The organism is Sulfitobacter sp. NFXS29, assembly GCF_040148765.1.
Classification (GTDB): domain Bacteria; phylum Pseudomonadota; class Alphaproteobacteria; order Rhodobacterales; family Rhodobacteraceae; genus Sulfitobacter.
This window is the reverse complement of the sequence record NZ_JAGDED010000005.1, coordinates 64,432-90,008: the sequence shown is the minus strand read 5'-3', so window position 1 is coordinate 90,008 and position 25,577 is coordinate 64,432. Positions and strand designations below refer to the sequence as shown.

Here is a 25,577-nt window from a genome sequence, read left to right as displayed (position 1 = left end):
CTGCGCGCCTGAAATGGAGGGCCGAAAATGAGTCTGAGCGACATCCAAAACCGCATCACGAAAGCCGAAGCCGATGCAGGCCGCGCGGCGGGGTCGGTCACCTTGATCGCCGTCAGCAAGGTTCAGCCCGACGCGCGTGTGCGTGCGGTCTTGGAAGAGGGGCACCGCTCTTTCGGCGAGAACCGCGTGCAAGAGGCGGCGGGCAAGTGGCCCGGCTTCCGCGAGGATTTCGACGGGATCGATCTGCACATCATCGGCCCCTTGCAAAGCAACAAAGTCCGTCAGGCGATGGAACTGGCCGAGGCGATCCACACGGTCGACCGGCCCAAACTGGCCAAGACCATCGCGCGTCTGGCGCAGGAAATGGGCCGCTGTCCCGATCTGTTCATTCAGGTCAACACCGGCGAAGAAGATCAGAAGGCCGGGGTGATGCCCCGTGAGGCGGATGATTTCATCGCTGAATGCCGTGCGCTGGACCTGCCCATCAAGGGGCTGATGTGCATCCCCCCGGTGGATGAGGCCCCATCGCTGCATTTTGCCCTGCTGGCCAAGATTGCCGCGCGCAACGATCTAAGCGGCCTGTCGATGGGCATGAGCGGTGACTTCGAGCAAGCCATTGCGCTTGGTGCCACACATGTGCGCGTCGGCTCTGCCATCTTTGGCGAGCGGGTTAGCGAATAATTAGCCGCGTCGCCGGGCCGACACGGGCCGCGATCTCATGAAGATCGTCCCGCGCAAAGGCGATGCAGCCCTCGGTCGGGTAGCCGGGCCGCCGCCACTGATGAATAAAAATCGCGGAGCCGCGCCCGGCCTCGGCCTCTGGCCAGTTCCAATCGGTCAGGATCACCAGATCATAGAGCGGATCAGCGCGGCGTAGCGCCTCGTGGCTATGGGGGTAGGGGGCATGGACGCGGTGGTTGTAGTCAGGCTGGCCGCTGGCGTCCGACCACAGATCACCGGGCCCGATCGGCTGCGCCCAAGCGCTTGGGGCCGGGATGCGGTCAGGCCGATAGAGCATGCCGACCAAACGATGCACCCCGCGCGGCGTGGCACCATCGCCTTCGCGCTTATTATGGGTCAGGCCGCCCTTGCCGATGCTACAGGCATAGCGCCGCCCCTGAAATCGCAGCCCCGTCGGGGTCAAAACCATATCGTTCGGGGTCACAGCAGATGCCCCGACTTCGCGGCTTTGGTGGCCAGATAGGCGCTGTTATGGCGGTTCTCGCCCACGGCCAGTGGCACACGTTCGGTCACCGCAATGCCGCTTTGCTCCATCATGCCGACCTTGCGGGGGTTGTTGGTCAGCAGACGCACGGCGGAAAAACCCATCGACCGCAGGATGTCGGCCCCGAGGCGGAAGTCGCGCTCATCATCCTCAAACCCCAGCCGGTGATTGGCCTCAACAGTGTCGAAACCCTGATCCTGCAAGGAATATGCGCGCATTTTGTTGGCAAGGCCGATGCCGCGCCCCTCTTGGTTGAGGTAAAGCAGCACGCCATTGCCCTCACCGCCCATCTGCGCCAATGCCGCCCGAAGCTGCGGGCCGCAGTCGCATTTCAGGCTGCCCATCAGATCGCCGGTAAAACAGGCCGAATGCAGCCGGCAGAGGACGGGCGTGTTGCGGGCAGGACGGCCAATCTCAATAGCGTAGTGTTCTTCGCCGCCGTCCTCGGGGCGGAAAATATGCAGACAGCCGGCCTCGGACACCTCCATCGGCAGGCGGGCGTTGACCACCGGGTGCAGGGCGCTGCGGCGGGCGAGGATGGGGGCAGCGGCGGTGAGATCAATAAGGGTCAGACCGTGCTGCCGCGCGAAGTCAGCGCCCTGCGGGAGGTCCAGCACCAGAGCGGCGGGCAGCATCCGCGCGGCCTTTACCAGATCAAGCGCGGCGCTATGAGCGGCGGTATCGCCACCCCTCGCGGTCTGCAGTGGCCCTTTCATAGGCGCGCGCAGATCATCCGCCGGATCAGCGATGCTTTGCACCCAAGCGGGCGTTGCACCGGGAGGCAGCAGTACGCGGGCGAGATTGCCGTCATAGGCGCGGGCCTTTAACGTCTCCGCCCGCCGCGCCGTGATCGCCAACACCGGCGCGCCGCCCAAGGCCAACACATCCGCAAGGCGCTGCGCGGTGAGCGTTTCAGCCGCCAGTACGAGAGAGGCCTGTGCACCCTCGGCCAAAACCACGGGCACGCCCATGCGTAGATCGGCCCGCGCACGCGCCAGTTGTTCGGTGATGTCCGGGGCGAAACTCATGGTTTGTTGCAACTCCGCAAAGGCTTCAGCGTTTATCTAAGTTATTTCCCAAGGAATTGAAACATTTCACGCTTTGTTGACACGAGGCTGTGAGACAGAGGTCACATCCCTTGTCGGACCCCATGTCGAAGCGCATGTATAAGACAACAGACGGAGAGATAGATGGCCCAGCTTAAGAAAATCCTGCTCGTTGATGATGACGATGATCTGCGCGAAGCGCTGAGCGAACAGCTTATCATGACCGAGGATTTCGACGTGTTCGAGGCCGCCAACGGCACCGAGGCGATGACCAAGGCGAAAGAGGCGCTCTATGATCTCATCATCCTCGACGTGGGCCTGCCCGATACCGATGGCCGCGAGCTCTGCCGTTTGATGCGCAAACAGGGGGTGAAAAGCCCGATCCTGATGCTGACTGGCCATGACACGGATGCCGATACCATCCTCGGCCTTGATGCCGGGGCGAATGACTATGTCACCAAACCGTTCAAATTCCCCGTCCTTCTGGCCCGTATCCGCGCGCAGTTGCGCCAGCATGAACAGTCCGAAGATGCGGTGTTCCAGCTTGGGCCGTATACGTTCAAACCCGCGATGAAAGTGCTGACGACGGAAGACGACCGCAAGGTACGGCTGACCGAAAAAGAAACCAATATCCTCAAATTCCTCTACCGCTCCAACGATGGTGTGGTGCCGCGCGATGTGTTGCTGCATGAGGTTTGGGGCTACAACGCGGGCGTCACGACCCACACGCTTGAAACCCATATTTACCGCCTGCGGCAGAAGATCGAGCCTGACCCCTCGAATGCCCGTTTGTTGGTAACGGAATCCGGTGGTTATCGCCTGATGGCATAAAAACCGGGAACCATTTCCAACCTCGCTTGGTTGGAAACCCTGAGAGGCGGGGTTTTCATGACCCGCCACTCGGTTTGAAGCCCGACTTTTGTACCCGGGTAAAGGTACATACCTCCCTGTTGGACTGGCCGGGCCATAGTGCCCGGCCTTTTTTTGTCTGCTTGAGCTTTCCGGATTTCGCCATGGCACCCCCGCGCCACCCGCGTTATTGTGCCGGCCTACCCCCAGACCGGAGCCTCCCCCCATGTCCTTTTCCCTCGCCACTTGGAATATCAACTCTGTCCGTCTGCGCGAGCCTTTGGTGCTGAAGCTGTTGGCCGAACACGGGCCGGATGTGCTCTGCCTTCAAGAATGCAAAAGCCCGGTCGACAAGATCCCGGTCGAGGCGTTCAAGGCGGCGGGATACACCCATATGGTTGCGCGTGGGCAGAAGGGCTACAACGGTGTGGCGATCCTGTCGAAAATGCCTTTGGTGGATGCGGGCGATCAGGATTTCGCCATGTTGGGCCACGCCCGCCACGTCGCGGCAAAGCTGGAAAACGGCACCACGATCCACAATTTCTACGTCCCCGCAGGTGGCGATAAGCCCAACCGCGAGATCAATGAGAAATTTGGCCAGAAGCTCGATTACCTCTCGGAAATGCGCGACTGGTTTCATAGCGAAAAGCCTGAAAAGTCGATCCTTGTTGGCGATCTGAACATCGCCCCGCGTGAGGATGATGTCTGGGACCACAAAAAGCTGTTGAAGATCGTCAGCCACACGCCTGTCGAGGTCGAAGCGCTTGGCGCAGTGCAGGATGCGGGCAATTGGGTCGATATCACCCGGCAGGATGTGCCCGAGGGCAATCTCTATAGCTGGTGGTCCTACCGCGCTGCCGATTGGGATGCCGCCGACAAGGGCCGCAGGCTCGATCATATCTGGGCCACATCGGATATCGCGCAGGCCGGGCACTCCAGCCATATCGTCCGCGATGCGCGCGGTTGGGAGAAACCCAGCGACCACGCACCGGTTTTTGCCAGTTTTGACCTTTGAATCGCGTTCCCGCACGTCCATATAAGGCCAAACGCGATTAGCGAGGATAACAGCATGACCGACCTGAACCTTTCCACCGCCGCCCCTGCGGATGCCGATCTGATCAAGGACACGACCGAGGCGACCTTCATGGCTGACGTGGTCGATGCCTCGCAAACGGTGCCGGTCATCGTTGATTTCTGGGCGCCGTGGTGCGGCCCCTGCAAGACGCTTGGCCCGATGTTGGAGGACGCCGTGCGCGCGGCCAAGGGCGCGGTGAAGATGGTGAAGGTCAATGTCGATGAGGCCCAGAACATCGCGGGCCAATTGCAGATTCAGTCGATCCCCACGGTCTATGCCTTTTTCAAAGGCCAGCCGGTCGACGGTTTCCAAGGCGCGCTGCCGCAGTCCGAGATCAAGGCCTTCGTCGATCGCGTGGTAAAGGCGGGGGGCGGCGAAGCCCCCGGTGATACGCTGGCCGATGCCGTCGCCGCAGCCGAAGAGATGCTGGCCGAGGGTGCCGCCACGGATGCGGCGCAGACCTTTGCCGCAATTTTGGAAGAAGACCCGATGAACGCGCCCGCCTATGGCGGCATGGTCCGGTCCCATATCGCCATGGGCGCATTGGATCAGGCCGAAGCCCTGCTCAACGGTGCGCCGATCGAGATCTCTAAGGCCCCCGAGCTTGAAGCCGCTCATGCTCAGCTGCAGCTGGCGCATCAGGCCGCCGATGCCGGCCCCGTGGCCGAGTTGACCGAGAAGGTAGAGGCGAACCCCGACGATCATCAGGCGCGGTTCGATCTGGCCCAAGCGCTTTACGCGCATGACGATGCCGAGGCCGCTGTCGATCACCTGCTTGAGCTTTTCCGCCGCGACAGAGAGTGGAACGAGGGCGCCGCCAAGACGCAGCTTTTCACTATTTTTGAAGCACTTAAGCCCAATGATCCGGTGGTGCTAAACGGGCGTCGCAAACTGTCGTCAATGATATTTGCCTGAGGAGACGGGCGCGCTAAGTCCCTTGTCATGATCAAGCCAGCAGAACTGCCCAAGACTATTGCGATCTTTCCGTTGGCAGGGGCGCTGCTGCTGCCCCGCTCGCGCCTGCCGCTGCATATCTTCGAGCCGCGTTATCTTCAGATGATCGAAGATGCGCTCAAGACTGACACGCGGTTGATTGGCATGGTCCAGCCCAACGAGATGCCCGGCCGCGACGGCAATGGGCTGCACCAGATCGGCTGCGCGGGCCGCATCACCCAGTTTTCCGAGACCGAGGATGGCCGCTATATGGTGACCTTGGGCGGCGTCTCGCGCTTTCGCGTGGTGGAAGAGATCGAAGGCTTTTCCCCCTATCGCCGCTGCGATGTGAACTGGGCGGGCTTTGACCGTGACTTGGGCGAGGATGAGGTCGACGACAGTTTCGACCGGGCGCGGTTTCTTGATCTCTTGGGGCGGTATTTCGATACCCGCGGCCTTTCGGCTGATTGGGACACGTTGAAAGATGCCGAGGATGAGCTGCTGATAAACTCCCTGTCGATGATGTTGGAGTTTGAGGCCGAGGATAAACAGGCGCTGCTAGAGGCGCCGTCGCTGGAGACCCGGCGTGAGACATTGGTGACATTGATCGAATTCGCGATGCGCGGCGGTCAGGAAGAGGGCTTGATGCAATGACGGATGCCACCGTTCAATTCGACCGCCGGATGTTGGAGGCATTGATCTGCCCACGCACCCAGACCACGCTGACCTATGACGCGGAAAAGCAAGAACTGGTGTCGAAAGCTGCCGGGCTGGCCTATCCGATCCGCAATGGCATTCCGGTGATGCTGCCGGACGAAGCGCGGACGCTGTAACTGGCCCCCGCTACAGGGGCTTTCCACGCATCAATCTGGGCAGCTCACCCGTCAGCCCCGCCGCTTCGCGGATGAAGGTCCGGCGCAGGCCGGGAAGGGCGTTGATGGCGGCCATGCCCATGTCGCGGGCCAGACGCAAAAGCGCATTATCGTTTGAAAACAGACGGTTAAAACTGTCGGTCGCCAGTGCAAGGCTGGCATTGTCGAACCGCCGCCATTCCTGATAGCGCGCTAGTACCGCGTCATTGCCGGGATCTTCGCCACGGCGAACCGCATCGGCGATCACCTCGGCCAAGGCCGCCACATCGCGCAGGCCCGCGTTCAGGCCCTGACCCGCGATGGGGTGCACGCCATGGGCCGCGTCGCCCAGAAGCGCCACGCGCGTCGCGGTCATGGAATGCGCCAGCGACAAGCCCAGCGGATAGCTGTAGCGCGGGCCGGTCAGAGAAATCTCTCCCAGAAAGCTGCCAAAGCGGGGGCGCAGCACGTCGAGGTATTGCGCCTCGGGCAGGGCATTGGTGGCGGCGGCATTGGCGCTGGCTTCGCTCCAGACGATCAGCGAGCGGTTGCCGGTCAGCGGCAAGATCGCCAGCGGGCCGGGGGGCATAAAGAACTGATGCGCGATGCCGCTATGCGGTTTTTCGTGATCGACCACGCAGACCAGCGCCGTCTGACCATAGGACCATGCGATGCGCTTGATGCCCGCGCGTTCAGCCGTGCCGCTGCCGCGCCCATCGGCCCCCACGGCCAGCCGCGCGCGCAGGGTCTTGCCGCCCTCCAATGTCAGGGTGATGCCGGTCGGCTCGACCGTCTGATCGGTAACGCGGGTGTCGTTCAACATGGTGATCGCCGGATCGGCAGCAACGGCCTTCAGCAAAGCGCGGCGCAGGTGGCGGTCTTCGACCATATGGCCCATCGGGCCTTCTTCGATCTCGGCATGATTGAAATGCATGAACATCGGTGACGGACCAGTTCCTGCGCGCCCATCGGTCACCTTGATCTCCAGCATCGGCTGGGCGTCATCCGCAATCTCGGGCCAGATGCCGATGCCTTCCATGAGCCTCACAGAGGTCAGCGCCAGCGCATAGGCGCGGCCATCGAAGTCGGCGTTCTCAAAGGTCTGCGCGGGCAGGGCGTCAACCACCGCCACGCGCAATCCAGCGCGGCTGAGGGCCAGAGCAAGGGCAGGGCCGTTCAGCCCGCCGCCGATGATCGCGATATCGTGGTCAAAATCCATGGCCCTAGATATGACCTGCGCGCGGGGATTGTCCATGCGCCGAACGGTCGCTAGGTTCGCCCAGAACATCGGCAAGGGGTACGACATGCGCGAATGGTTGGAAATGACGGCAGCGGATCTGGGCCGCGGAATTGCGGCGGGCGATATCAACCCTGTGGCGCTTTGCGATACCTTTCTTGATGCCATCGACGCGCATCCGATGCGCGACCGTATCTATGCCCGCGTCACCCCTGACCGCGCCCGCGCCGAAGCGGCGGCCGCGGCAGAGCGCGCCCGCGACGGCCAGCGTCTGTCGCCGCTTGATGGTGTGCCAATCTCTTGGAAAGACCTTTTTGACACCGCCGGAACGGCCACAGAAGCAGGCACCAAACTGCTCGAAGGCCGGGTGCCAGAGCGCGATGCCGAAGTGCTCGCCAGTGCGACCGCCATGGGGCTGGTCTGTCTCGGCAAAACACATATGAGTGAATTGGCTTTCTCGGGCCTTGGTCATAATCCCAGCACCGCGACACCGCCCTGCGTAAACGAGCCTGACAGCGTGTCGGGCGGGTCGTCCTCGGGGGCTGCGGCCTCGGTCGCCTTTGGACTGGCTGCGGCGGCGATTGGGTCTGATACCGGCGGGTCAGTACGTATTCCGGCGGCGTGGAATGATCTGGTGGGGCTTAAAACCACGGCAGGCCGGGTCTCCCTCGCCGGGACGGTGCCGCTGGCGGCAAAGTTCGACACGGTTGGCCCGCTTTGCCGCTCTGTCGAGGATGCGGCGCTGCTGCTGAGCGTTTTGGAGGGGGCCAAACCCGCCGATTTGCAAGAGAGTGAGTTGGAAGGCTGCCGCTTTGCGGTGCTGACCAATGTCGTGATGGAAGAGCTTTCCGAAGAGCCAAAGGCGGCTTTCAACGCGGCAGTGGAGCGGTTGCGAGAGGCAGGTGCCACGGTCGATGAAATCGTGGTGCCAGAGGTCGAAGAGGCGATGCCGCTAAGTTCTTGTCTCTACACCACCGAAGCCTACGGATTGTGGCGCGATGTGATTGAGGCCGACCCTCAAGCGATGTTCACTGAAATCCTTGAGCGTTTCCGGTTGGGTAAGGGGTTCTCTGGCCCCGACTATGTAGCCGCCTGGGCCAAGCTTGATCTGGCGCGGGCGGGCTATGACCGGGCCGTGGCGGGCTATGACGCGGTGCTGGTGCCGACCGCGCCGATGCTGCCGCCGAACATTGAGCGGCTGAACAGCGATCACGACTACTACCTCGCGCAGAATCTCCTGTCGCTGCGCAACACGCGAGTCGCGAATCTCATGGGGCTCTGCGCGCTTACGTTGCCAACCGGAACGCCGTCCTGCGGCATCTCTTTGATGGCGGCTCCCAATGCCGAAGAGCAGCTTTTGCGCCTTGGTGCAGCGGCTGAAGCGGCCCTGCGCGAGGCATAACAGCGCACGACCGAAAAGCCACAAGGGCGGCAAATCTCCCGGTTTTTCTGGACGGGAGAGACGCCCTTGGGTACCTTGGGGCAAACGGGGCGCAAATGATCCCGATCCGAGGCAGATTTGATGATGTATTCCGAGCGGTTTTCGAACCTTCCGGCCCACGTGTGGCCGCGCCTGCGTGCCTTGCTTGATGGGCATGAGGGCGGTGGCACGCCTATCCATATGACCATTGGCGAGCCGAAGCATGTGTTTCCCAGCTGGGTCACGGATGAGATCACGAAGCACGCCGAAGGCTTTAACAAATACCCGCCGAACGACGGCTCGCCCGAATTGCGCGGCGCCATCGCCGCATGGATCGCGCGACGTTACGGTGTCGAGATGGACCCCGACACTGAGGTGATGGCACTTAACGGCACCCGCGAGGGGCTTTATAACGCCGTCATCGCGCTCTGCCCGCCGACGAAGAATGGGGAGAAATCGGCCATCCTGATGCCGAACCCGTTCTACCAAGTTTATATGATCGGTGCGATTTCCGGTGAGGCAGAGCCCATTATGGTGCCCGCCACGGCGGAGACGGGCCATCTGCCCGATTTCGCCAGCCTGCCCGAAGATGTGCTGCGCCGCACCACGGCGGCCTATCTCTGTTCGCCTGCCAACCCGCAGGGTGTCGTGGCCACGCGAGACTATTGGGCCGATCTGATCGCACTGGCCGAAAAGTACGACTTCCTGATCTTCGCCGATGAATGCTATTCCGAGATCTACCGCGACACGCCCCCCACCGGCGCGTTGGAGGTGGTCAAAGAACTCGGCACCGATCGCAACCGCGTGGTGATCTTTCACTCGCTGTCCAAACGCTCCAACCTGCCCGGGCTGCGTTCGGGCTTTGCCGCGAGCGGGGCAGAGACGATGCGCGAGATCAAACAGTTGCGCAATTACGCCGGCGCACCCCTGCCGTTGCCGTTGCAACAGGCCGCCGCCGCCGTTTGGTCGGATGAAGCGCATGTGGAAGAGAACCGCGCGCTCTACCAAGAGAAATACGCCATTGCCGACCGTATCTTTGGCAATGTGCCGGGCTATGCGAGCCCCGAGGCGGGGTTCTTTCTGTGGCTCCCGGTTGAGGATGACGAGGCCGCAGCGCTGAAACTGTGGCGCGAGACAGGCGTGCGGGTGCTGCCCGGCAGCTATCTGGCGCAGAACGTAGACGGGGGTAATCCCGGTCAGAATTACATTCGGGTCGCCTTGGTGGCCCCAAAAGACGAAACGACGCGCGGCTTGGAAGCCATCCGCGACTGTCTGTATTCGACATAAGCGAGGGACGACATGGCATATCAGACACGGGGACGCGATCCATTGCTAGACAGCAACATGGCCGAGGCAATTGAAAAGCGCGGTCGTGAACTGCTGGGGCTGGCGCTGATCATGCTGGGCATTATGGCCGCCATGATGATCGGCAGCTACACGCCCGACGATCCCAACTGGATGGTCTCGACGGATGCGCCGGTGCAAAACTGGATGGGCCGGATCGGTGCCTCCATCGCCGCACCGTTGTTCATGATCGTTGGCTGGGGCGCTTGGGGCATTGCCATTGTTCTGCTGTTCTGGGGCGGGCGTTTCGCGCTGCATCAGGGCGATGACCGCGCCCTCGGGCGTCTGATCTTTGCCCCCATCGCCGTGGCGCTTGGGGCCATCTATGCCGCCACGCTGGCCCCCGGTCAGGAATGGCTGCTCACCCATAGCTTCGGTCTGGGCGGGCTTTTTGGCGATACCGTCATGGGCGCGCTGCTGACGATCTTGCCCATTGGCTCGACCCTGACGGTCAAGCTGATGTCGCTTTTGATGGGCGTGGCAATCGTGGCCTTGGGTGCCTTTGTACTGGGCTTTACCAAGGCTGAGTTGATGCGCATCGCGCGGTTCCTGCTGGTCGGTCTGATTATGGCCTATGCCGGGTTGATGACCTTGTTGGGCCGGGGGGCCAGCGGTGCCGTCGTTGCCGCGCAGAACCTGTCGGCTCGTCAGGCCGAACGCCGGGAGCGCCGCCGTCAGGAGGCTGAGGAAGCCGAGATTTGGGCTGCACAGGATGCTGGTCAGGATTATTACGCGCAGCAAGCCCCTATGCCTGAGCAGGAAGCAGAGCCGCGCAGCCTGTTTGGGCGCATGCCCGGTCTTATCAAACGCCCCGAGGCGGACGATATGCCCGAGCCGGAACTGATCGAGACCTACAGCGACGCCATCGTGGATGAGACACCGGGCGAGGAGCGCATCAAAAGCAAGATCGCTGATGTCATCAAGAACCGCGTCCGCAATGCCAATGCGATCCACACGCCGACAACTGCGCCGCTGACCAAGGGGCGGGGCCGCGGGCCGGACCCGCTGTTGCTGAACACCAGCCAGCCCGCCACCCTGCGCGCCGAGCCGCCGTTGACCGCAGGCGCGGCCACCCTGCGCCCCGAGCCGCTGCTGCGCAAACCGCAGGTTCAGCCCGAGCCGGCACCGGCACCGATGCACGAAGAGCGGGTGATGCAAGAGCCGATGGTTCAGGGCTACGAGGATACAGTGGCCTCTGAAACCCTGCCTTTGCAGCAAGCGCCTGCGCCGGAGGCGATGAAAATCCCCGTGGCCGAGCCGCGCAAAGTGGTGCAGCAGCCGGTCCGCAAGGCCGTCCAACCCTCGAAACAGGCGCAGGTCGAAGCCCAGCCCACCTTGACCTTTGACGACACGCACCCCGGTTTCGAACTGCCGCCGCTAAGCCTTTTGGAAAGCCCCGAGAGCGTGCAGCGCCTGCACCTGAGCGACGAGGCGCTGGAAGAAAACGCGCGGATGCTGGAAACCGTGCTCGATGATTACGGCGTCAAGGGCGAGATCGTCGCCGTGCGCCCCGGTCCCGTGGTCACCATGTATGAGCTTGAGCCTGCGCCGGGTCTTAAGGCGAGCCGTGTGATCGGTCTGGCAGATGATATCGCGCGCTCCATGGCCGCGCTGTCGGCGCGTGTCTCCACCGTGCCGGGCCGCAGCGTGATCGGTATCGAACTGCCCAATGAGAACCGCGAAAAGGTGATCCTGCGCGAAATCCTGTCGAGCCGTGATTTTGGCGATGGCAACCAGCGCCTGCCGCTGGCGCTTGGCAAGGACATCGGCGGCGATCCGGTTGTCGCCAACCTTGCGAAAATGCCTCACCTGCTGATCGCGGGGACCACCGGTTCGGGTAAATCCGTGGCGATCAACACGATGATCCTGTCGCTGCTGTACAAGCTGACGCCGCAGGAATGCCGGATGATCATGATCGACCCCAAGATGCTGGAACTGTCGGTCTATGACGGCATCCCTCACCTGCTGTCCCCCGTTGTGACCGACCCGAAAAAGGCTGTGGTCGCGCTGAAATGGACCGTGGGCGAGATGGAAGAGCGTTATCGCAAGATGTCCAAGATGGGCGTGCGCAACATCGAAGGCTACAACGGCCGTGTCCGCGAAGCGCTGGCCAAGGGCGAGATGTTCTCTCGTACCGTGCAAACTGGCTTTGACGAAGATACCGGCGAGCCGATCTTTGAGACCGAGGAAAACACCCCCGAGGCACTGCCCTATATCGTTGTCATCGTCGACGAGATGGCCGACCTGATGATGGTCGCGGGCAAGGAAATCGAAGCCTGCATCCAGCGTCTGGCGCAGATGGCGCGGGCATCGGGTATCCACCTGATCATGGCGACGCAGCGTCCGTCCGTGGACGTTATCACCGGCACGATCAAGGCGAACTTCCCGACGCGGATTTCCTTCCAAGTGACCTCGAAAATCGACAGCCGCACAATTTTGGGTGAAATGGGTGCCGAGCAGCTGCTGGGCATGGGCGACATGCTTTATATGGCGGGCGGGGCCAAGATCACCCGCTGCCACGGCCCCTTCGTCAGCGACGAAGAGGTCGAAGAGATCGTCAACCACCTCAAGCAGTTCGGTGAGCCGGACTATGTCGGTGGCGTGGTCGAAGGCCCGTCTGAGGACAAGGAAAGCAACATCGACGCGGTGCTGGGCCTTGGCGGTAATACCGATGGCGAAGACGCGCTTTATGACACCGCTGTTCAGGTGGTCATCAAAGACCGCAAATGCTCGACCTCTTACATCCAGCGCAAACTGGCGATCGGCTATAACAAAGCCGCGCGTCTGGTCGAGCAGATGGAGGAAGAGGGGCTCGTGTCTCCGGCCAACCATGTCGGCAAGCGCGAGATTCTGGTGCCGGAACAGGCATAAACGACGCGCCCCCTCCCCTCTCGGGGGGGGGGCGGTCATGAAAACACCGCCGGGCCTCCCTCCCGGCGGTGTTTTTTTATGGGGCAGAGGCCGCGATAGCGAAAAACCGCCCCCTGATATCGAATATCACGCCCACCCGCCCTATGTCAGAACGTGAGGCAACACAGGACGAACAACATGCGTAAACTTACTTCTGCTATTCTGGCGGTTGGTCTGGCCGTATCGGCCCCCCTCGCGGCGGCGGCGCAGCAACTGTCGCTGAACGAGATCTCGGGCTATCTGAACCAGCTTCGCACCGCCAAGGGCGACTTTACCCAGATCAACGACGATGGGTCGATCAGCTCGGGCACGATCTATATCAAACGCCCCGGTAAGGTACGTTTCGAATATAACGCCCCTGATTCCGGTCTGGTCGTCGCGGGTGCCAATACGGTTGTGATCTATGACAAGAAATCCAACCAACCGGCAGAGACTTACCCGTTGGCGCGCACCCCGCTGTCGATCATCTTGGGGGAAAACGTCAATCTGGGCCGCGCGAAAATGGTGACGGGTCACAGCTATGACGGCACCGCCACTACGGTCACGGCCCAAGATCCCGCCAACCCGCAATATGGCAACATCCAGATGAAGTTCACCGGCAACCCGGTGCAGCTGCGTCAGTGGATCATCAACGACGGCAATGGCAGCGCCACGACCGTTGTGCTGGGTGACATGCAGGTGGGGGGCAATATCTCCAACAGCCTGTTTGACACCGCAGGCGCACGGGCAGGCAGCAAACGCTAAGCGGCCTTGCTGAACAAAAAAAACGCCCCGGCTGATCCAGCCGGGGCGTTTTGCATTGGATTAGATCTTTTTTACCAGCGGCCCAAACGGCAGCCGGCGATCTGTCTTTCATACAGTTTGGCGCGGGAATCGACCTTGCCCGCGACCCCGACAAGCCAAGCCTTGCTGTTGTAGCTTTGCCGGGAAAAACCCGTGTGCCCCTCGTGATAGGCGAGGTATTGGTTCCGGGCGTCATGCAGGGAAATGCCGTTCCGGTCGCGCGTCAGGTTCATGTACCAGCCCATGAAATCGCTCGCGTCGCGAATCTCATCGCGCTTCGCACGCCAGCGGCCCTCGGATTCGAGATATTCATCCCATGTCGCGTCCAAGGCCTGTGAATAGCCAAAGGCGCTGGACTGGCGGCCCATCGGGATCACGCCCAGCACGTATTTGAACGGCGTCCGCGCGTCGGCCACGAATTTGCTTTCTTGGTGGATGGTGGCCATCTGCACGTGGATCGGTACACCCCATTTGCGCTCGGTCGCGCGGAATGCCCTCAGATAGTCGGGGTGTTCTTTCAGGATCGTGCAGGCGTTATCCAGATCACGCGGGGCCGTTTGAGGCCCGCCGCCGCAGGATGCCACCAGCAGTACGATCATCATTGCGCAAAAATGCTTGCTCATCTGCCTCTCGCCTCTCGTTTTTTGTTAGGGGACGTTTTTTCAAAGGACTTTAACCGATTCACCCCCTTCATCACATCACTAAATTGGGAAAATGCCCGCCGCGTTGCGCGATATTGCGCTGACCGCGCAGCCCTGCGCAGGCGGTATTCCGCGAAATTCCGACAAACCTGTTGATCGCCCGCGCAGCGTGCTGCCGGAAACCCACTGTCGGTGCTGCGTTCACAGTCTGTTTCCCCGCGCAGCGCCGCCTTGATTGGACAAAAGCCCCTTGAAAGGGCTACCGTCGAGGGGTAGGGGCAGCATGTTATGATACGTACGCGCGCAAAATATCACCTCGGGCAGATCGTCCGTCACAAGAAGCATCCCTTTCGGGGTGTGATTTTTGACGTCGACCCGGAATTCGCCAATACCGAAGAATGGTATGAGGCGATTCCCGAAGAGAACCGTCCGGTGAAAGATCAGCCCTTCTATCATCTCTTAGCCGAGAATGATCAGAGCTACTATGTGGCCTATGTGTCTGAGCAGAACCTCGTGGCCGATTATTCGGGGGAGCCTGTGGATCATCCCGATATCCCCGATCTTTTCGGCCCCTTCACCGATGGTGCCTATCCGCTACATTTCCAGATGAACTGAGCCCGGCGGGCCGTTGCCAGCCCGCCAGACCTTTCATCAATACCCCAAGGCGCACCCGTCCTTGCGCGGGTCGCTCGCGCCTTCCAGCACGCCATCGTCGCGAATGCGGATCGCCTGAGCGCCGCCGATTGCCGTTTCAGGCACCTCAACCCTATGGCCCATATCGCTTAGCTTCTGGCGGACATCGTCACCAAAGCCGCGTTCGACCTTCATTACTTGCCCATCGGCAAAGGCCCGCGGCGCGTCGATGGCGCTTTGCACGTCCATGTCGAAATCGGTGAGGTTCGAGGCAAAGCGCGCGTGGCCGCAGGGCTGATAGGCCCCGCCCATCACGCCAAAGGGCATGGTCACGCGACCGTTTTCGCGGATCATGCCGGGGATGATCGTATGCATCGGGCGTTTGCCGCCTTTCAGCTCATTCGGGTGGCCTTGTTCCAACGTGAAACCCGCGCCACGGTTTTGCAGCAGGATGCCGAACTTGTCCGACGCGATGCCAGAGCCGAAGCCATGGAAGATCGAATAGATCAGTGAGACCGACATCCCGTCGCCATCGACCACGGTGATATAGATCGTGTCTTTGTGCACCGCCTCGCTAATCGGCGCGGCGGCGGCCATGGCGTGTTTGGGATCGACCAGCGCTGCAAGGGCGCGGGCGGTCTCAGGCGCCAACATATGTTCAAGCCGCGTGGTGTGATCCGGGTCCGCCAGAAACCGGTTGCGCGCGTCATAGGCAAGCTTGGTGGCCTCGGCCTCGATGTGAAGACGTTCGGCCCCCAGCGGGTCCATTCCGGCGATGTCGAAGTGATCTAGGATATTCATCAGCAGCAGGGCGGTCGCCCCTTGGCCATTAGGTGGATGTTCGACCACTTCGAGGTCTTTGTAGTGGCCCGACACGGGCGTCGAGACCTCGGCGCGAGCCGCCGCGAAATCCTCGGCGCTATGGCTGCCACCTGCGGCTTGCAGGGTGGCGATCATGTCTTCGGCGATCTCTCCGGTGTAGAAGGCATCGCGCCCTTTCGCGGCCACGCGACGCAGCACTTCGGCCTGTCCCGGTGCGCGGAAAATATCACCGACGCGGGGCGTTTTACCTTTGATGAGGAAGTGGTCCCGCGCACGCCCCTGAAGGGTGCCGCCGTCCGTGGCCCAGTCAAAAGCCACGCGCGGGGCGACGGGTACCCCGGCGTCGGCATAGTGGATCGCAGGGGCCAGCAGCGCGTCCAGCCCCAGCTTGCCGAGGCTGTCTGACAGGTGGCAAAAGGCATCTATGGCGGTGGGAATGGTCACCGCATCGGCTGAGCGCAGCGGCACCGTCTTCTCGCCCTTGTCGCGCAGCTTGGCGGCGTCCAGCGCCGCGGGTGCGCGGCCTGAGCCGTTGAGCGCATGGACTTCTTCGCTCCCCGCCGGAGAGTAGAGCACGAAGCAATCGCCGCCGATCCCGGTCATCTGCGGCTCGCAAATGCCCAGCAGAACGGCCCCGGCAATGGCCGCGTCCATGGCGTTGCCCCCGCGCGCAAGAATATCTACCGCCGCCCGCGCGGCGAGCGGGTGCGACGTGGCGCAGATGCCATTGGTGGCCAAGACCGGTGACCGGCCGGGAAAGTGAAAATCGCGCATGTGCTGTCCCTCGCTGATATATCAGCGTGACCCTAGACGGTCATTTCGGTTCTGCCAATGCGGGGGAAAGATCCTCGGCACCGCGTACTGGGTGGGGGCTATTAAACACGGTGCCGAGGGAAGCTATTTGCAGCTACAGGCATTCTTTTGCCCTACAACCAAGGCGCAATTGTGATCCCAGCGGGGCCGTTTTGCGAAATCTGCCTGCCGCTCTGCCGCAGGTGTTAACGCGGCGGCAACCCGACCGGGAGCCGCAGGTCGATCCGGTTTTCTTGGGCCAGGCGGCGATAGCTCAGGTCTTTTGCCAGATCGCGGATCAGAAACCAGCCAAAGCCCCCTTCGGGAAGATCGCAGACCGGGCGGTCGATCTCTTGCGGCAGGCCCAAGGGCGCTTGCAGATCGGGCATCGGCAGCCCCTCGTCCGACACGGCAAGGTGCAGGCCATCGGGCGCATGATGACAGGCAATATGGATGGGGCCGGGGAGGTCGGCATCCGAATAGGCATGTTCGACGATATTGTTGAGCATTTCGGCGACGACCAATCGCACCACGCAGACCTCTTCGGCCTCAAGCGCAAGGCAGGTGAGCCTGTCGAGCAGGAGTGTCAGCGCCTCCCGCGCGGCGTGGGGGCCGCTGTGAACGGTGATCTCAAACGGGCAGAGCGCAGAGCGCGCGGCGGGTTGCCGCATGGCGCTATCCCCGATGCGCGCTGAGGGCAGCGTCTAGCGTGTGAAAAATGCCAAAGACCGTATCCATCCGGGTAAGGGTAAAGACCTTTTCCACCGCCGGAGTTAGCCCGGCCAGCACCAAGGCCCTCTGCGGTGCCAAGTGTTTCATTGCCGCCACGATCGCGCCCAGCCCGCTGGAATCGATGAAGTTAACCCGGTGGAGGTCTAGGATCACCACCGATGGCGCTTGGGTCGTGGCGCGGCGCACCGCGTCCTTGAACTCCAGCGCGGCGGCGGCGTCGATCCGTTCGTGCAGCACGCTGACCACGCAAAAGCGGTCTTCTGTTTTGGCGGAAACTTCCATAAACATGCCTCAAGACTTTGAAGTTCGAGACGTGATTAACCGTAAAACCTTACCAACTGGTGTGCGGTGCAATTCTAGGAGAACGTGATGCGCAATGTCGTGATAACCGGTGCAGCCAGAACCCCGATGGGCGGTTTTCAAGGGGCTTTCCAAGGGCTGACAGCCGCCGAATTGGGCGGCAGCGCGATCAAGGCGGCGTTGGGAACGACGGACCCCGCCGAGGTGCAGGAGCTGCTGATGGGCTGCGTTTTGCCCGCAGGGCAGGGCCAAGCGCCCGCGCGTCAGGCCGGGTTCAAGGCCGGGCTGGGCGAAGAGGTGCCCGCCACCACGCTCAATAAAATGTGCGGCTCTGGCATGAAAGCGGCGATGATGGCCTTTGACCAGATCGCGCTTGGCCATACCGATGTGATGGTCGCGGGCGGCATGGAGAGCATGACCAACGCGCCCTATGTGCTGCCGAAAATGCGCGGCGGCGCGCGGTTGGGCCATGGGCAGGTGATCGACCATATGTTCCTTGATGGCTTGGAAGACGCTTATGACAAAGGCCGTCTGATGGGCACCTTTGCCGAAGATTGCGCCGAGCGGTTTCAGTTTACCCGTGAGACGCAGGACAACTATGCACTCGCGTCGCTGTCGCGGGCGATTGAAGCCCAAGAGAGCGGTGCCTTTGCCGATGAAATCGCCCCGGTTGAGGTGACATCGCGCAAGGGCAGCACCACGGTCGGCGCGGATGAGCAGCCTGCCAGCGCCCGGCCCGAGAAGATCCCTCAGTTGAAACCGGCCTTCCGTGAGGGGGGTACGGTGACGGCGGCGAATTCCTCGTCGATCTCAGACGGGGCGGCGGCGCTGGTGCTGGCGGATGAGGAGACAGCCAAGACCCGCGGCCAGACTATCCGCGCTCGGATCGTCGGCCATGCCAGCCACGCCCAAGCGCCGGGGCTTTTCACCACCGCACCCGTGCCCGCAGCGCAGAAACTGCTGGAGCGGATCGGCTGGAAGAAAGAGGACGTGGACCTGTGGGAGGTCAATGAAGCCTTCGCCGTGGTGCCGCTGGCCTTCATGCATGAAATGGACCTCTCGCATGACATCGTGAACGTCAACGGCGGCGCCTGTGCGCTTGGCCACCCCATCGGTGCCTCGGGCGCGCGGATTATGGTCACCCTGCTGAACGCGCTGGAAAAGCGCGGGTTGAAGCGCGGTATCGCGGCGATCTGCATCGGCGGCGGCGAAGGCACGGCCATCGCGATTGAACGCCCCTGATCCCACGGCTTTTTGACGTATCCAAAGGGGGGCCAAGCTGCCTCCCTTTCTCTATCCGCAATATGAGTTTTTCCATGACAGTCGACTACCAAACCCTATCGAAAACCATCGCCGCTTTGACGGAGGGCGAAGACGATGCCGTGGCGCTGATGGCCACCATTGCCTGCGAGGTACATCACGCAGATGACCGGTTCGACTGGACCGGGTTCTACCGTGTCACCGCGCCTGAGTTGCTTAAGATCGGACCCTATCAAGGCGGCCATGGCTGTTTGGTGATACCGTTTTCGCGCGGGGTTTGTGGCGCTGCGGCGCGCACCGGCGAGGTGCAGTTGGTGGAAGATGTCGATGCCTTCCCCGGCCATATCGCCTGCGCGTCGTCGACACGGTCGGAACTGGTGCTGCCGGTTTGGAACGGGGCGGGGGATTTGCTGGGGGTCTTTGACATCGACAGCGACCAGCCTAATGCATTCACCCAAACGGATGCCGATGCATTGGCCGCGATCCTCAAAGACAGTTTCGCCGCGGTCGCCTGACGGCCACGCGCCGCTTGATCCGCGGGGCGGCATCTGCGAGGGGGAGCCATGGATAGCGAATATAACCCGCCGCAGGACCCGCTGGTCATTCTGCACGAAGACGCCGAAGTTTTGCTGGTTGATAAACCCTCTGGTTTGCTGAGCGTACCCGGCAAAGGCGAGCATCTGGCCGATTGCCTGATCGCGCGGGTGCAGGCGGTCTTTCCCGAGGCGTTGCTGGTGCATCGGTTGGATCGGGACACCTCGGGCGTGATGATCTTTGCGATGACGGCCCATGCACAGCGTCATCTTGGGCTGCAGTTTGAAAAGCGCATGACGCGAAAAACCTATGTCGCCCGGGTCTGGGGTGTGCCGGAAGAGAAGGCCGGCACGGTCGATCTGCCGCTGATCGTAGATTGGCCCAATCGCCCGCTGCAGATGGTGTGCCATGAGACCGGCAAGCCCGCGCAGACCGACTGGAAAAAGATCAAGTCCGATGGCGAGACCGCGCGCATGCGCCTGTTCCCGAAAACAGGACGCAGCCACCAGCTGCGCGTGCATATGCTGGCGCTTGGGCATCCTATTCTGGGCGATCCGTTCTATGCCACCGGGCCTGCGCGGGATTTTCCGCGGTTGATGCTGCACAGTGAAGAGTTGCGGTTTAACCATCCGCAGGGCGGGGCATCGACCAAGGTGCGGGCGAAAGCGCCGTTCTGAAGGGCGCTCCGTGCCCAGCCTTTCGATGTGAGGCGGGGGCGGGATCGGTATTTAAGAAAGGATGAAGGAGAAGGGGGCCGTGGCGCTGCGGTGAAGTTTTGCTTTGTAGCAATCGGGGGGTGAAAATGGCGGGGTTTGCGATTACCTCTAGCCTATCTGTTCACAGATTGACCCGGAGGATATCATGGGCTTGCGTATCAACGACACTATTCCCGACCTTACCGTCGAAACCGATCAGGGCAGTTTTTCGCTGCATGAGTTCGTCGGTGACAGTTGGGCGATCCTGTTCTCGCACCCGAAGGATTTCACCCCCGTCTGCACGACCGAATTTGGTGCCGTGGCGCGGCTTTCCGATGAGTGGGAAAAGCGCGGCACCAAGGTGATCGGCGTCAGCGTTGACGGGGTTGAAGAGCATAAAAAGTGGAAGGGCGATATTGAGAAGGTTGCGGGCACAAAAGCCGGTTTCCCGATTATCGCTGACGCAGGGCTCGAGGTGTCGAAGGCTTTTGATATGCTACCTGCAGAAGCCTATATGCCCGATGGCCGCACGCCGAATGACAGCGCCACTGTGCGGTCGGTCTTTATCATTGGGCCGGATAAGCAGCTGAAGCTGAGCATGACCTATCCAATGAATGTGGGCCGTAACTTTGCTGAAGTTCTGCGCGCGTTGGATGGGTTGCAGACGGCCGGTAAGAACGGGGTAGCGACGCCAGCAGATTGGCAAGTTGGCGAGGATGTGATCATTCCCGCAACTGTGTCGGATGAGGATGCCAAGGCGAAGTTCGGGGCGTTTGATACTGTGCTGCCTTATCTGCGCAAGGCGAAGCTGCCGGGCTGAGGCGCGATTGGGGCCGCGTTGCGGCCCCTTACTTCCGGGGAATGAAGCAGCTATGTTTTTCAAACTAGATGGCGATCAGCTTGCAGAGTTTGATGCAAAACTCGCGCCGGATATTACCACATTTAATACAAATACGGGCGCTGTTTTACGAAGTTTGGCCGCGCGGCGCGGCTGGCGTGCGGCCCTGAGAGCTTTGATTGGGCAGGTGGTCTCTCCTGATCCTGAGGCTGGTGCATTGGTGCAAGGCAACCTTGACCGGAAGCGTATCCGTGTGCCGCAGATCTTTTCTAACAAAGTCGTTGCTGGGATTTATCGACGTGTGAAAATGACGCAAGCGGGGCTGCTGAAGCAGGCGCTTGAGGCAGAGATAAAGGCGCAAGTGCCTGACTGTACGCTTATTTTTAACGGGTCGGCGTATCCTGAATCTGTTTTGGCGGCAGTTTCTCGTACCCTTCCGCGTGTTTTTGTAGAGGGTGGGTTTTTTCCTAACACCCTGCAGATTGACCCCAAGGGGTTGAATGGTGCAAATTCGATCCCCAGATCCCCAGATTTTTACCGCGATGCTGACTTTGCATCTGAAGGCCTGCCGAAGACGGTCAACAACCGTCCGTCCAAACGTCAGTTTGAAAAGGTTGATCTAGCGCCGGGGTTTGTCTTTGTTCCTTTTCAGGTGCCGTCGGACATGCAGGTGACGCTACATTCCCCTTGGGTGCGGGACATGGCGCATTTTTTAGAGGTCGTGACCGCAGCAGCCGAGGACAATCCGGGCGAAGTATTTGTCATTAAAGAACACCCCTCCTTTAAGCATTCTGTCAAAAATCATCTCCCGCCGCATCCACGTGTGATCTTTGCGAATGGGAACATCACCTCTGAGCTTTTGGAACAATCGCGCGCTGTGATGACGCTGAACTCGACCGTGGGGATCGAGGCGCTGCTGCACGATAAACCTGTGATCACGTTAGGCGAAGCCTGTTATAATATCGAAGGGTTGGCTCAGCGGGCAGCGGATGCAGCGGCATTAAACAAAGCGTTGCAGAACCGGGACTTTCGGCCAGACGAGGTGCTACGTCAGCAATTTCTGGGCTATTTGTGGAACCGCTACCTTTTGCATGGCAGCTATAACGATTTGCCCGATAACCTAGCCTTTGAGCTGCGCCGCCGGGCGGGTCAGGACATCATTTCGTAGCCGAAATTGTCGAAATCGGCGCGCGTCTTGGTGTTGATGACGGAGATAACCTCTGGCGTGAGGTAGCTTTCGCGGGGCTTTTTGTCAGAAGTATTGCGGCTGCCTTGACGGGGCAGCCGTTCTTTAATGTTTAGGTCTGCGAAAAACGCGTCGAGGTCTGCATGAAGGCTTTCGAATTTGATAAGCTGGTCGACGATGACACGGCCACTTTGATCGCAGACAAAAGCGGATTGTCCGAGGTCGCGCGCTTTCACGTAATCGAGGAAATTCATCCGTACACTCCGGCTGTGACGATGATGACGGGTGTTCTGCCGCTCGAATTCATAGGCTGATATGGCTTGATCGTAAGGGTTTCGCACCACTGCAAAGCTGCTGTAGGCGTCCCATTGTTTCGATCCCATACGGCGGCGGAGGTAGAGCGCAGTAGCATGGCCCGGAATATAGGCGCGGGTGATGGCTCTTTTGATGGGTAGTTTTGCGACGAGCCGGTTGAACGTCGTCTTTCGTCCGGGGGCCCTATAGGGCTCCAGCAGCTCTTCTATCGCGCCGCCCGCTGTTTTCGGCACATGCACGAAGACAAGGTTAAGGGCGGGATAGATTGGCATGGTGTGAGGTTCCCCCGAGAAAAAACCCGGCGGATGAACCGCCGGGGCCAGTAATGCCGGAGAAGGATTAACCTTCAGCCGCTTCTTCTTTATCGACTTCTTCACCAGTTTCCTGATCGACGACTTTCATCGACAGGCGCACCTTGCCGCGATCGTCAAAGCCCAAGAGCTTCACTTTCACTTCCTGACCTTCCTTCAGAACGTCCGAAGGGTGGTTCAGGCGGCGGTTTTCGATCTGGGACACGTGGACCAGACCGTCGCGCTTGCCAAAGAAGTTCACGAAGGCGCCGAAATCGACGATCTTCACGACGGTGCCGTTGTAGACCGCGCCTTCTTCGGGCTCTGCCACGATCGAATAGATCATGTCATAGGCCTTCTTGATGGCGTCGCCATTGGCGCTTGCGATCTTGATGATGCCTTCGTCGTTGATGTCGACTTTGGCGCCGGAGACTTCGACGATCTCGCGGATTACCTTGCCGCCGGACCCGATCACTTCACGGATCTTGTCGGTGGGGATCTGCATGGTCTCGATGCGCGGGGCGTGGACGGAGAAGTCCGCGGCACCCGAGATCGCTTTGTTCATCTCGCCAAGGATATGGATCCGGCCTTCTTTGGCCTGAGCCAGAGCTTTTTCCATGATCTCGGGCGTGATGCCTGCAACCTTGATGTCCATCTGCAAAGACGTGATGCCCGCTTCGGTACCGGCCACTTTGAAGTCCATGTCGCCGAGGTGGTCTTCGTCACCCAGGATATCCGACAGGATTGCGTAGGAGCCGTCTTCTTCGAGGATCAGACCCATCGCCACACCGGCCACAGCCGATTTCAGCGGCACGCCTGCGTCCATCATGGACAGCGAGCCACCGCAGACCGATGCCATCGACGAGGAGCCGTTGGATTCGGTGATCTCGGACACGAGACGGATGGTGTAGGGGAAGTCTGTCGCTGCGGGCAGAACCGCCTGCAGGGCACGCCAAGCAAGCTTACCGTGGCCAACTTCACGACGGCCGGGAGGGCCCACGCGACCAACTTCACCAACCGAGTAGGGGGGGAAGTTATAGTGCAGCAGGAAGTTCGATTTGAAGTTGCCGTGCAGCGCGTCGATGAATTGCTCATCGTCGCCGGTGCCCAGTGTGGTCACAACGAGGCCCTGCGTTTCACCACGGGTGAAGAGCGCCGAACCGTGGGTTCGCGGCAGGATGCCGGTTTCCGCTACGATGTCGCGGATTTCGTCAGTGCGACGACCGTCGATACGCTTGCCGGTTTTCACCACGTCGCCGCGCAGGATGCTGGCCTCAAGGCCCTTCATCGCGGAGCCGAGGTTCTTGTCCTCAAGCTGCTCTTCGCTGAGCTTGCCTTTGATCGTCTCGCGGGCGGCGGCAACAGCGGCGGTGCGCTCTTGCTTGTCGGCGATGGCGAATGCAGCGCGCATTTCGTCTTCACCAGCGGCTTTTACAGCGGCGGACAGCTCGGAGTAGTCGTCGGGCTGGAAGTCGAACGGCTCTTTCGCGGCGTCTTCGGCCAGATCGATGATCAGGTCGATGACCGGCTGGATCTGGTCGTGGGCGAACTTCACCGCGCCCAGCATTTCCTCTTCCGACAGCTCATAGGCTTCGGATTCAACCATCATCACGGCGTCTTTGGTGCCGGCGACAACCAGATCGAGGCGCTGCTCAGGGTTCAGGCGCAGGTCCTGCATGTCGTCGATTGTTGGGTTCAGGATGTAATCGCCATCCTCATAGCCCACGCGGCAGCCAGCGATCGGGCCACGGAACGGCGCGCCGGAAATGGTCAGCGCGGCAGAAGCGGCGATCATGGCGACCATATCGGGGTCGTTCACCAGATCGTGGCTCAGCACGGTACACATCACCAGAACTTCGTTTTTGAAGCCGGGGACAAAGAGCGGGCGGATCGGACGGTCGATCAGACGCGCGGTCAGGGTTTCTTTCTCGGTGGGGCGGGCCTCACGCTTGAAGAAGCCACCCGGTACTTTACCGGCGGCATAATATTTTTCTTGGTAGTGCACGGTCAGGGGGAAGAAATCCTGGCCCGGCTTTTGCTGACGTGCGTACGTCACGTTGGCCATAACGCTGGTTTCCCCCAGCGTGGCAATCACCGACCCGTCCGCCTGACGGGCAACCTTACCGGTTTCCAGTGTCAGCGTCTCTTCGCCCCACTGGATCGATTTTTTCGTTACATTAAACATCTACGTTTCCTTTTTGGCCCATTGGCCATTGCATAGGGGCCGTATTGCCCCTGACTCCGGTATCTTCTTTTTCAGGCGCAGGAGTCCGCGCGCCGGATTTCAGATTGCGCGGACATACAGGTTTTCAAGGCAAATGGGAAGCGTTCTGTCGCAGCGGGGCTGTGAGCGGCGGCTTCTTTCCGTTGCACTTTGTGCTGACCTGCGCGCAACAAAAAACCTCCCGGCGCGGGCCGGGAGGTTTGGGTCGTCCTGTCACCGGGAACCCCGGCGGGCTGTCCGCATTTAGCGGCGCAGGCCGAGGCGTTTGATCAGGTCCTGATAACGGGACTCATCTTTGGCCTTAACGTAATCTAGCAGCTTGCGGCGCGTCGCGACCATTTTCAAAAGACCACGGCGACCGTGGTTGTCTTTTTTGTGGGTCTTGAAGTGCTCGGTCAGCGTGACGATGCGCGAGGTCAGAATGGCAACCTGTACTTCGGGCGAACCTGTGTCGCCTTCTTTGGTGCCGAAATCTTTCATGACTTTTGCTTTTTCTTCAGCAGTAATCGACATCGGGGTCTCCTTTCGAAAAGAGTTTAAATGGATGGCGCAGGCCGGGATGTCGTCCAGCTCAGGCCCATGGAGATATCACCCGCTGACGGAATCAGCAGGCGATGGGGGCGTATAGGAGGAATTTGCGCC

26 protein-coding genes are annotated in these 25,577 nt (G+C 60.9%); 16 read left to right on the top strand and 10 right to left on the bottom strand.

The features are described from left to right. Positions 1-27: 27 nt before the first annotated feature. Positions 28-681, top strand: a complete 654-nt coding sequence (locus J3456_RS10000; protein ID WP_349580127.1) for a YggS family pyridoxal phosphate-dependent enzyme — start codon at positions 28-30, stop codon at positions 679-681. Here the strand turns inward: J3456_RS10000 and J3456_RS09995 are convergent. After that, positions 671-1,165 carry a L,D-transpeptidase family protein gene (locus J3456_RS09995; RefSeq protein WP_349580126.1) on the bottom strand — a complete coding sequence of 165 codons (495 nt, stop codon included), beginning with the start codon at positions 1,163-1,165 and terminating at the stop codon, positions 671-673. The genes J3456_RS10000 and J3456_RS09995 overlap by 11 nt on opposite strands. Then, on the bottom strand, positions 1,162-2,253 hold the full coding sequence (ribA, locus tag J3456_RS09990; RefSeq protein ID WP_349580125.1) for a GTP cyclohydrolase II: 1,092 nt from the start codon (positions 2,251-2,253) through the stop codon (positions 1,162-1,164). The genes J3456_RS09995 and ribA overlap by 4 nt, the downstream gene beginning before the upstream one ends. A gap of 162 nt (positions 2,254-2,415) precedes the next feature. Between ribA and J3456_RS09985 the strand changes: the two genes are divergently transcribed. The 5 genes from J3456_RS09985 (at position 2,416) to J3456_RS09965 (ending at position 5,961) form a co-directional block, all read left to right on the top strand. Further along, entirely contained in the window at positions 2,416-3,102 is a 687-nt protein-coding gene (locus J3456_RS09985; RefSeq protein WP_067261731.1) for a response regulator transcription factor, read from the top strand. Between the two features lie 244 nt (positions 3,103-3,346). Beyond that, on the top strand, positions 3,347-4,135 hold the full coding sequence (locus J3456_RS09980; protein ID WP_349580124.1) for an exodeoxyribonuclease III: 789 nt from the start codon (positions 3,347-3,349) through the stop codon (positions 4,133-4,135). Positions 4,136-4,189: 54 nt separating this feature from the next. Beyond that, positions 4,190-5,110, top strand: coding sequence for a thioredoxin (gene trxA / locus J3456_RS09975; RefSeq protein ID WP_259947216.1), 921 nt, complete (start codon positions 4,190-4,192; stop codon positions 5,108-5,110). Positions 5,111-5,137: 27 nt separating this feature from the next. Further along, entirely contained in the window at positions 5,138-5,782 is a 645-nt protein-coding gene (locus J3456_RS09970; RefSeq protein ID WP_067937478.1) for an LON peptidase substrate-binding domain-containing protein, read from the top strand. Continuing rightward, entirely contained in the window at positions 5,779-5,961 is a 183-nt protein-coding gene (locus J3456_RS09965) for a Trm112 family protein (RefSeq protein WP_067624385.1), read from the top strand. The genes J3456_RS09970 and J3456_RS09965 overlap by 4 nt, the downstream gene beginning before the upstream one ends. Before the next feature lie 10 nt (positions 5,962-5,971). On the opposite strand, the gene J3456_RS09960 is transcribed toward J3456_RS09965, so the two are convergent. Continuing rightward, positions 5,972-7,198: an FAD-dependent monooxygenase gene (locus tag J3456_RS09960; protein ID WP_349580123.1), complete on the bottom strand. Its 1,227-nt coding sequence runs from the start codon at positions 7,196-7,198 to the stop codon at positions 5,972-5,974. Between the two features lie 85 nt (positions 7,199-7,283). On the opposite strand from J3456_RS09960, the gene J3456_RS09955 reads away from it, so the two are divergent. The 4 genes from J3456_RS09955 (at position 7,284) to J3456_RS09940 (ending at position 13,634) form a co-directional block, all read left to right on the top strand. Beyond that, the gene (locus tag J3456_RS09955) at positions 7,284-8,618 is read left to right on the top strand and encodes an amidase (protein WP_349580257.1); all 1,335 of its coding nucleotides are present in this window, start codon (positions 7,284-7,286) and stop codon (positions 8,616-8,618) included. Between the two features lie 123 nt (positions 8,619-8,741). Then, complete coding sequence (locus tag J3456_RS09950) at positions 8,742-9,923, top strand: aminotransferase class I/II-fold pyridoxal phosphate-dependent enzyme (protein WP_349580256.1); 1,182 nt, start codon at positions 8,742-8,744, stop codon at positions 9,921-9,923. A gap of 12 nt (positions 9,924-9,935) precedes the next feature. Next, positions 9,936-12,851 (top strand): DNA translocase FtsK, encoded by a 2,916-nt coding sequence (locus J3456_RS09945; protein WP_349580122.1) that lies wholly within the window; start codon positions 9,936-9,938, stop codon positions 12,849-12,851. A 177-nt stretch (positions 12,852-13,028) separates the two neighbouring features. After that, entirely contained in the window at positions 13,029-13,634 is a 606-nt protein-coding gene (locus J3456_RS09940) for a LolA family protein (protein ID WP_349580121.1), read from the top strand. Positions 13,635-13,705: 71 nt separating this feature from the next. Here the strand turns inward: J3456_RS09940 and J3456_RS09935 are convergent, their stop codons facing one another. Further along, positions 13,706-14,296: a transglycosylase SLT domain-containing protein gene (locus tag J3456_RS09935; RefSeq protein ID WP_067936426.1), complete on the bottom strand. Its 591-nt coding sequence runs from the start codon at positions 14,294-14,296 to the stop codon at positions 13,706-13,708. A 306-nt stretch (positions 14,297-14,602) separates the two neighbouring features. Here J3456_RS09935 and hspQ point away from each other — a divergent pair, with 306 nt between their 5' ends. Then, positions 14,603-14,929, top strand: a complete 327-nt coding sequence (hspQ, locus tag J3456_RS09930; protein WP_067261750.1) for a heat shock protein HspQ — start codon at positions 14,603-14,605, stop codon at positions 14,927-14,929. Between the two features lie 36 nt (positions 14,930-14,965). Here hspQ and J3456_RS09925 read toward each other — a convergent pair whose 3' ends face one another. From J3456_RS09925 to J3456_RS09915, 3 genes are all read right to left on the bottom strand, one after another. Beyond that, a complete protein-coding gene (locus tag J3456_RS09925) occupies positions 14,966-16,543 on the bottom strand; it encodes a gamma-glutamyltransferase family protein (protein WP_349580120.1) in 1,578 nt (525 codons plus the stop codon). Between the two features lie 224 nt (positions 16,544-16,767). Beyond that, positions 16,768-17,232: an ATP-binding protein gene (locus J3456_RS09920; RefSeq protein ID WP_349580119.1), complete on the bottom strand. Its 465-nt coding sequence runs from the start codon at positions 17,230-17,232 to the stop codon at positions 16,768-16,770. A gap of 4 nt (positions 17,233-17,236) precedes the next feature. Then, positions 17,237-17,575, bottom strand: a complete 339-nt coding sequence (locus tag J3456_RS09915; RefSeq protein ID WP_120352124.1) for an STAS domain-containing protein — start codon at positions 17,573-17,575, stop codon at positions 17,237-17,239. A gap of 87 nt (positions 17,576-17,662) precedes the next feature. Between J3456_RS09915 and J3456_RS09910 the strand changes: the two genes are divergently transcribed. From J3456_RS09910 to J3456_RS09890, 5 genes are all read left to right on the top strand, one after another. Then, positions 17,663-18,835, top strand: a complete 1,173-nt coding sequence (locus tag J3456_RS09910; protein WP_349580118.1) for a thiolase family protein — start codon at positions 17,663-17,665, stop codon at positions 18,833-18,835. Positions 18,836-18,909: 74 nt separating this feature from the next. Beyond that, positions 18,910-19,368 carry a free L-methionine (R)-S-oxide reductase MsrC gene (gene msrC, locus J3456_RS09905; protein ID WP_349580117.1) on the top strand — a complete coding sequence of 153 codons (459 nt, stop codon included), beginning with the start codon at positions 18,910-18,912 and terminating at the stop codon, positions 19,366-19,368. 48 nt (positions 19,369-19,416) lie between these two features. Next, on the top strand, positions 19,417-20,064 hold the full coding sequence (locus tag J3456_RS09900; protein WP_349580115.1) for a pseudouridine synthase: 648 nt from the start codon (positions 19,417-19,419) through the stop codon (positions 20,062-20,064). 184 nt (positions 20,065-20,248) lie between these two features. Next, positions 20,249-20,902 carry a peroxiredoxin gene (locus J3456_RS09895; protein ID WP_259947226.1) on the top strand — a complete coding sequence of 218 codons (654 nt, stop codon included), beginning with the start codon at positions 20,249-20,251 and terminating at the stop codon, positions 20,900-20,902. Between the two features lie 52 nt (positions 20,903-20,954). After that, on the top strand, positions 20,955-22,088 hold the full coding sequence (locus J3456_RS09890) for a capsular polysaccharide export protein, LipB/KpsS family (RefSeq protein ID WP_349580113.1): 1,134 nt from the start codon (positions 20,955-20,957) through the stop codon (positions 22,086-22,088). Here the strand turns inward: J3456_RS09890 and J3456_RS09885 are convergent. From J3456_RS09885 to rpsO, 3 genes are all read right to left on the bottom strand, one after another. Further along, complete coding sequence (locus J3456_RS09885) at positions 22,070-22,798, bottom strand: sulfotransferase family 2 domain-containing protein (protein WP_349580111.1); 729 nt, start codon at positions 22,796-22,798, stop codon at positions 22,070-22,072. The genes J3456_RS09890 and J3456_RS09885 overlap by 19 nt on opposite strands. Then, positions 22,761-24,896, bottom strand: a complete 2,136-nt coding sequence (pnp, locus tag J3456_RS09880; RefSeq protein ID WP_349580109.1) for a polyribonucleotide nucleotidyltransferase — start codon at positions 24,894-24,896, stop codon at positions 22,761-22,763. Before pnp ends, J3456_RS09885 begins: the two co-directional genes overlap by 38 nt. Before the next feature lie 282 nt (positions 24,897-25,178). Then, on the bottom strand, positions 25,179-25,448 hold the full coding sequence (gene rpsO / locus J3456_RS09875; protein WP_067624299.1) for a 30S ribosomal protein S15: 270 nt from the start codon (positions 25,446-25,448) through the stop codon (positions 25,179-25,181). Between the last annotated feature and the right edge of the window lie 129 nt (positions 25,449-25,577).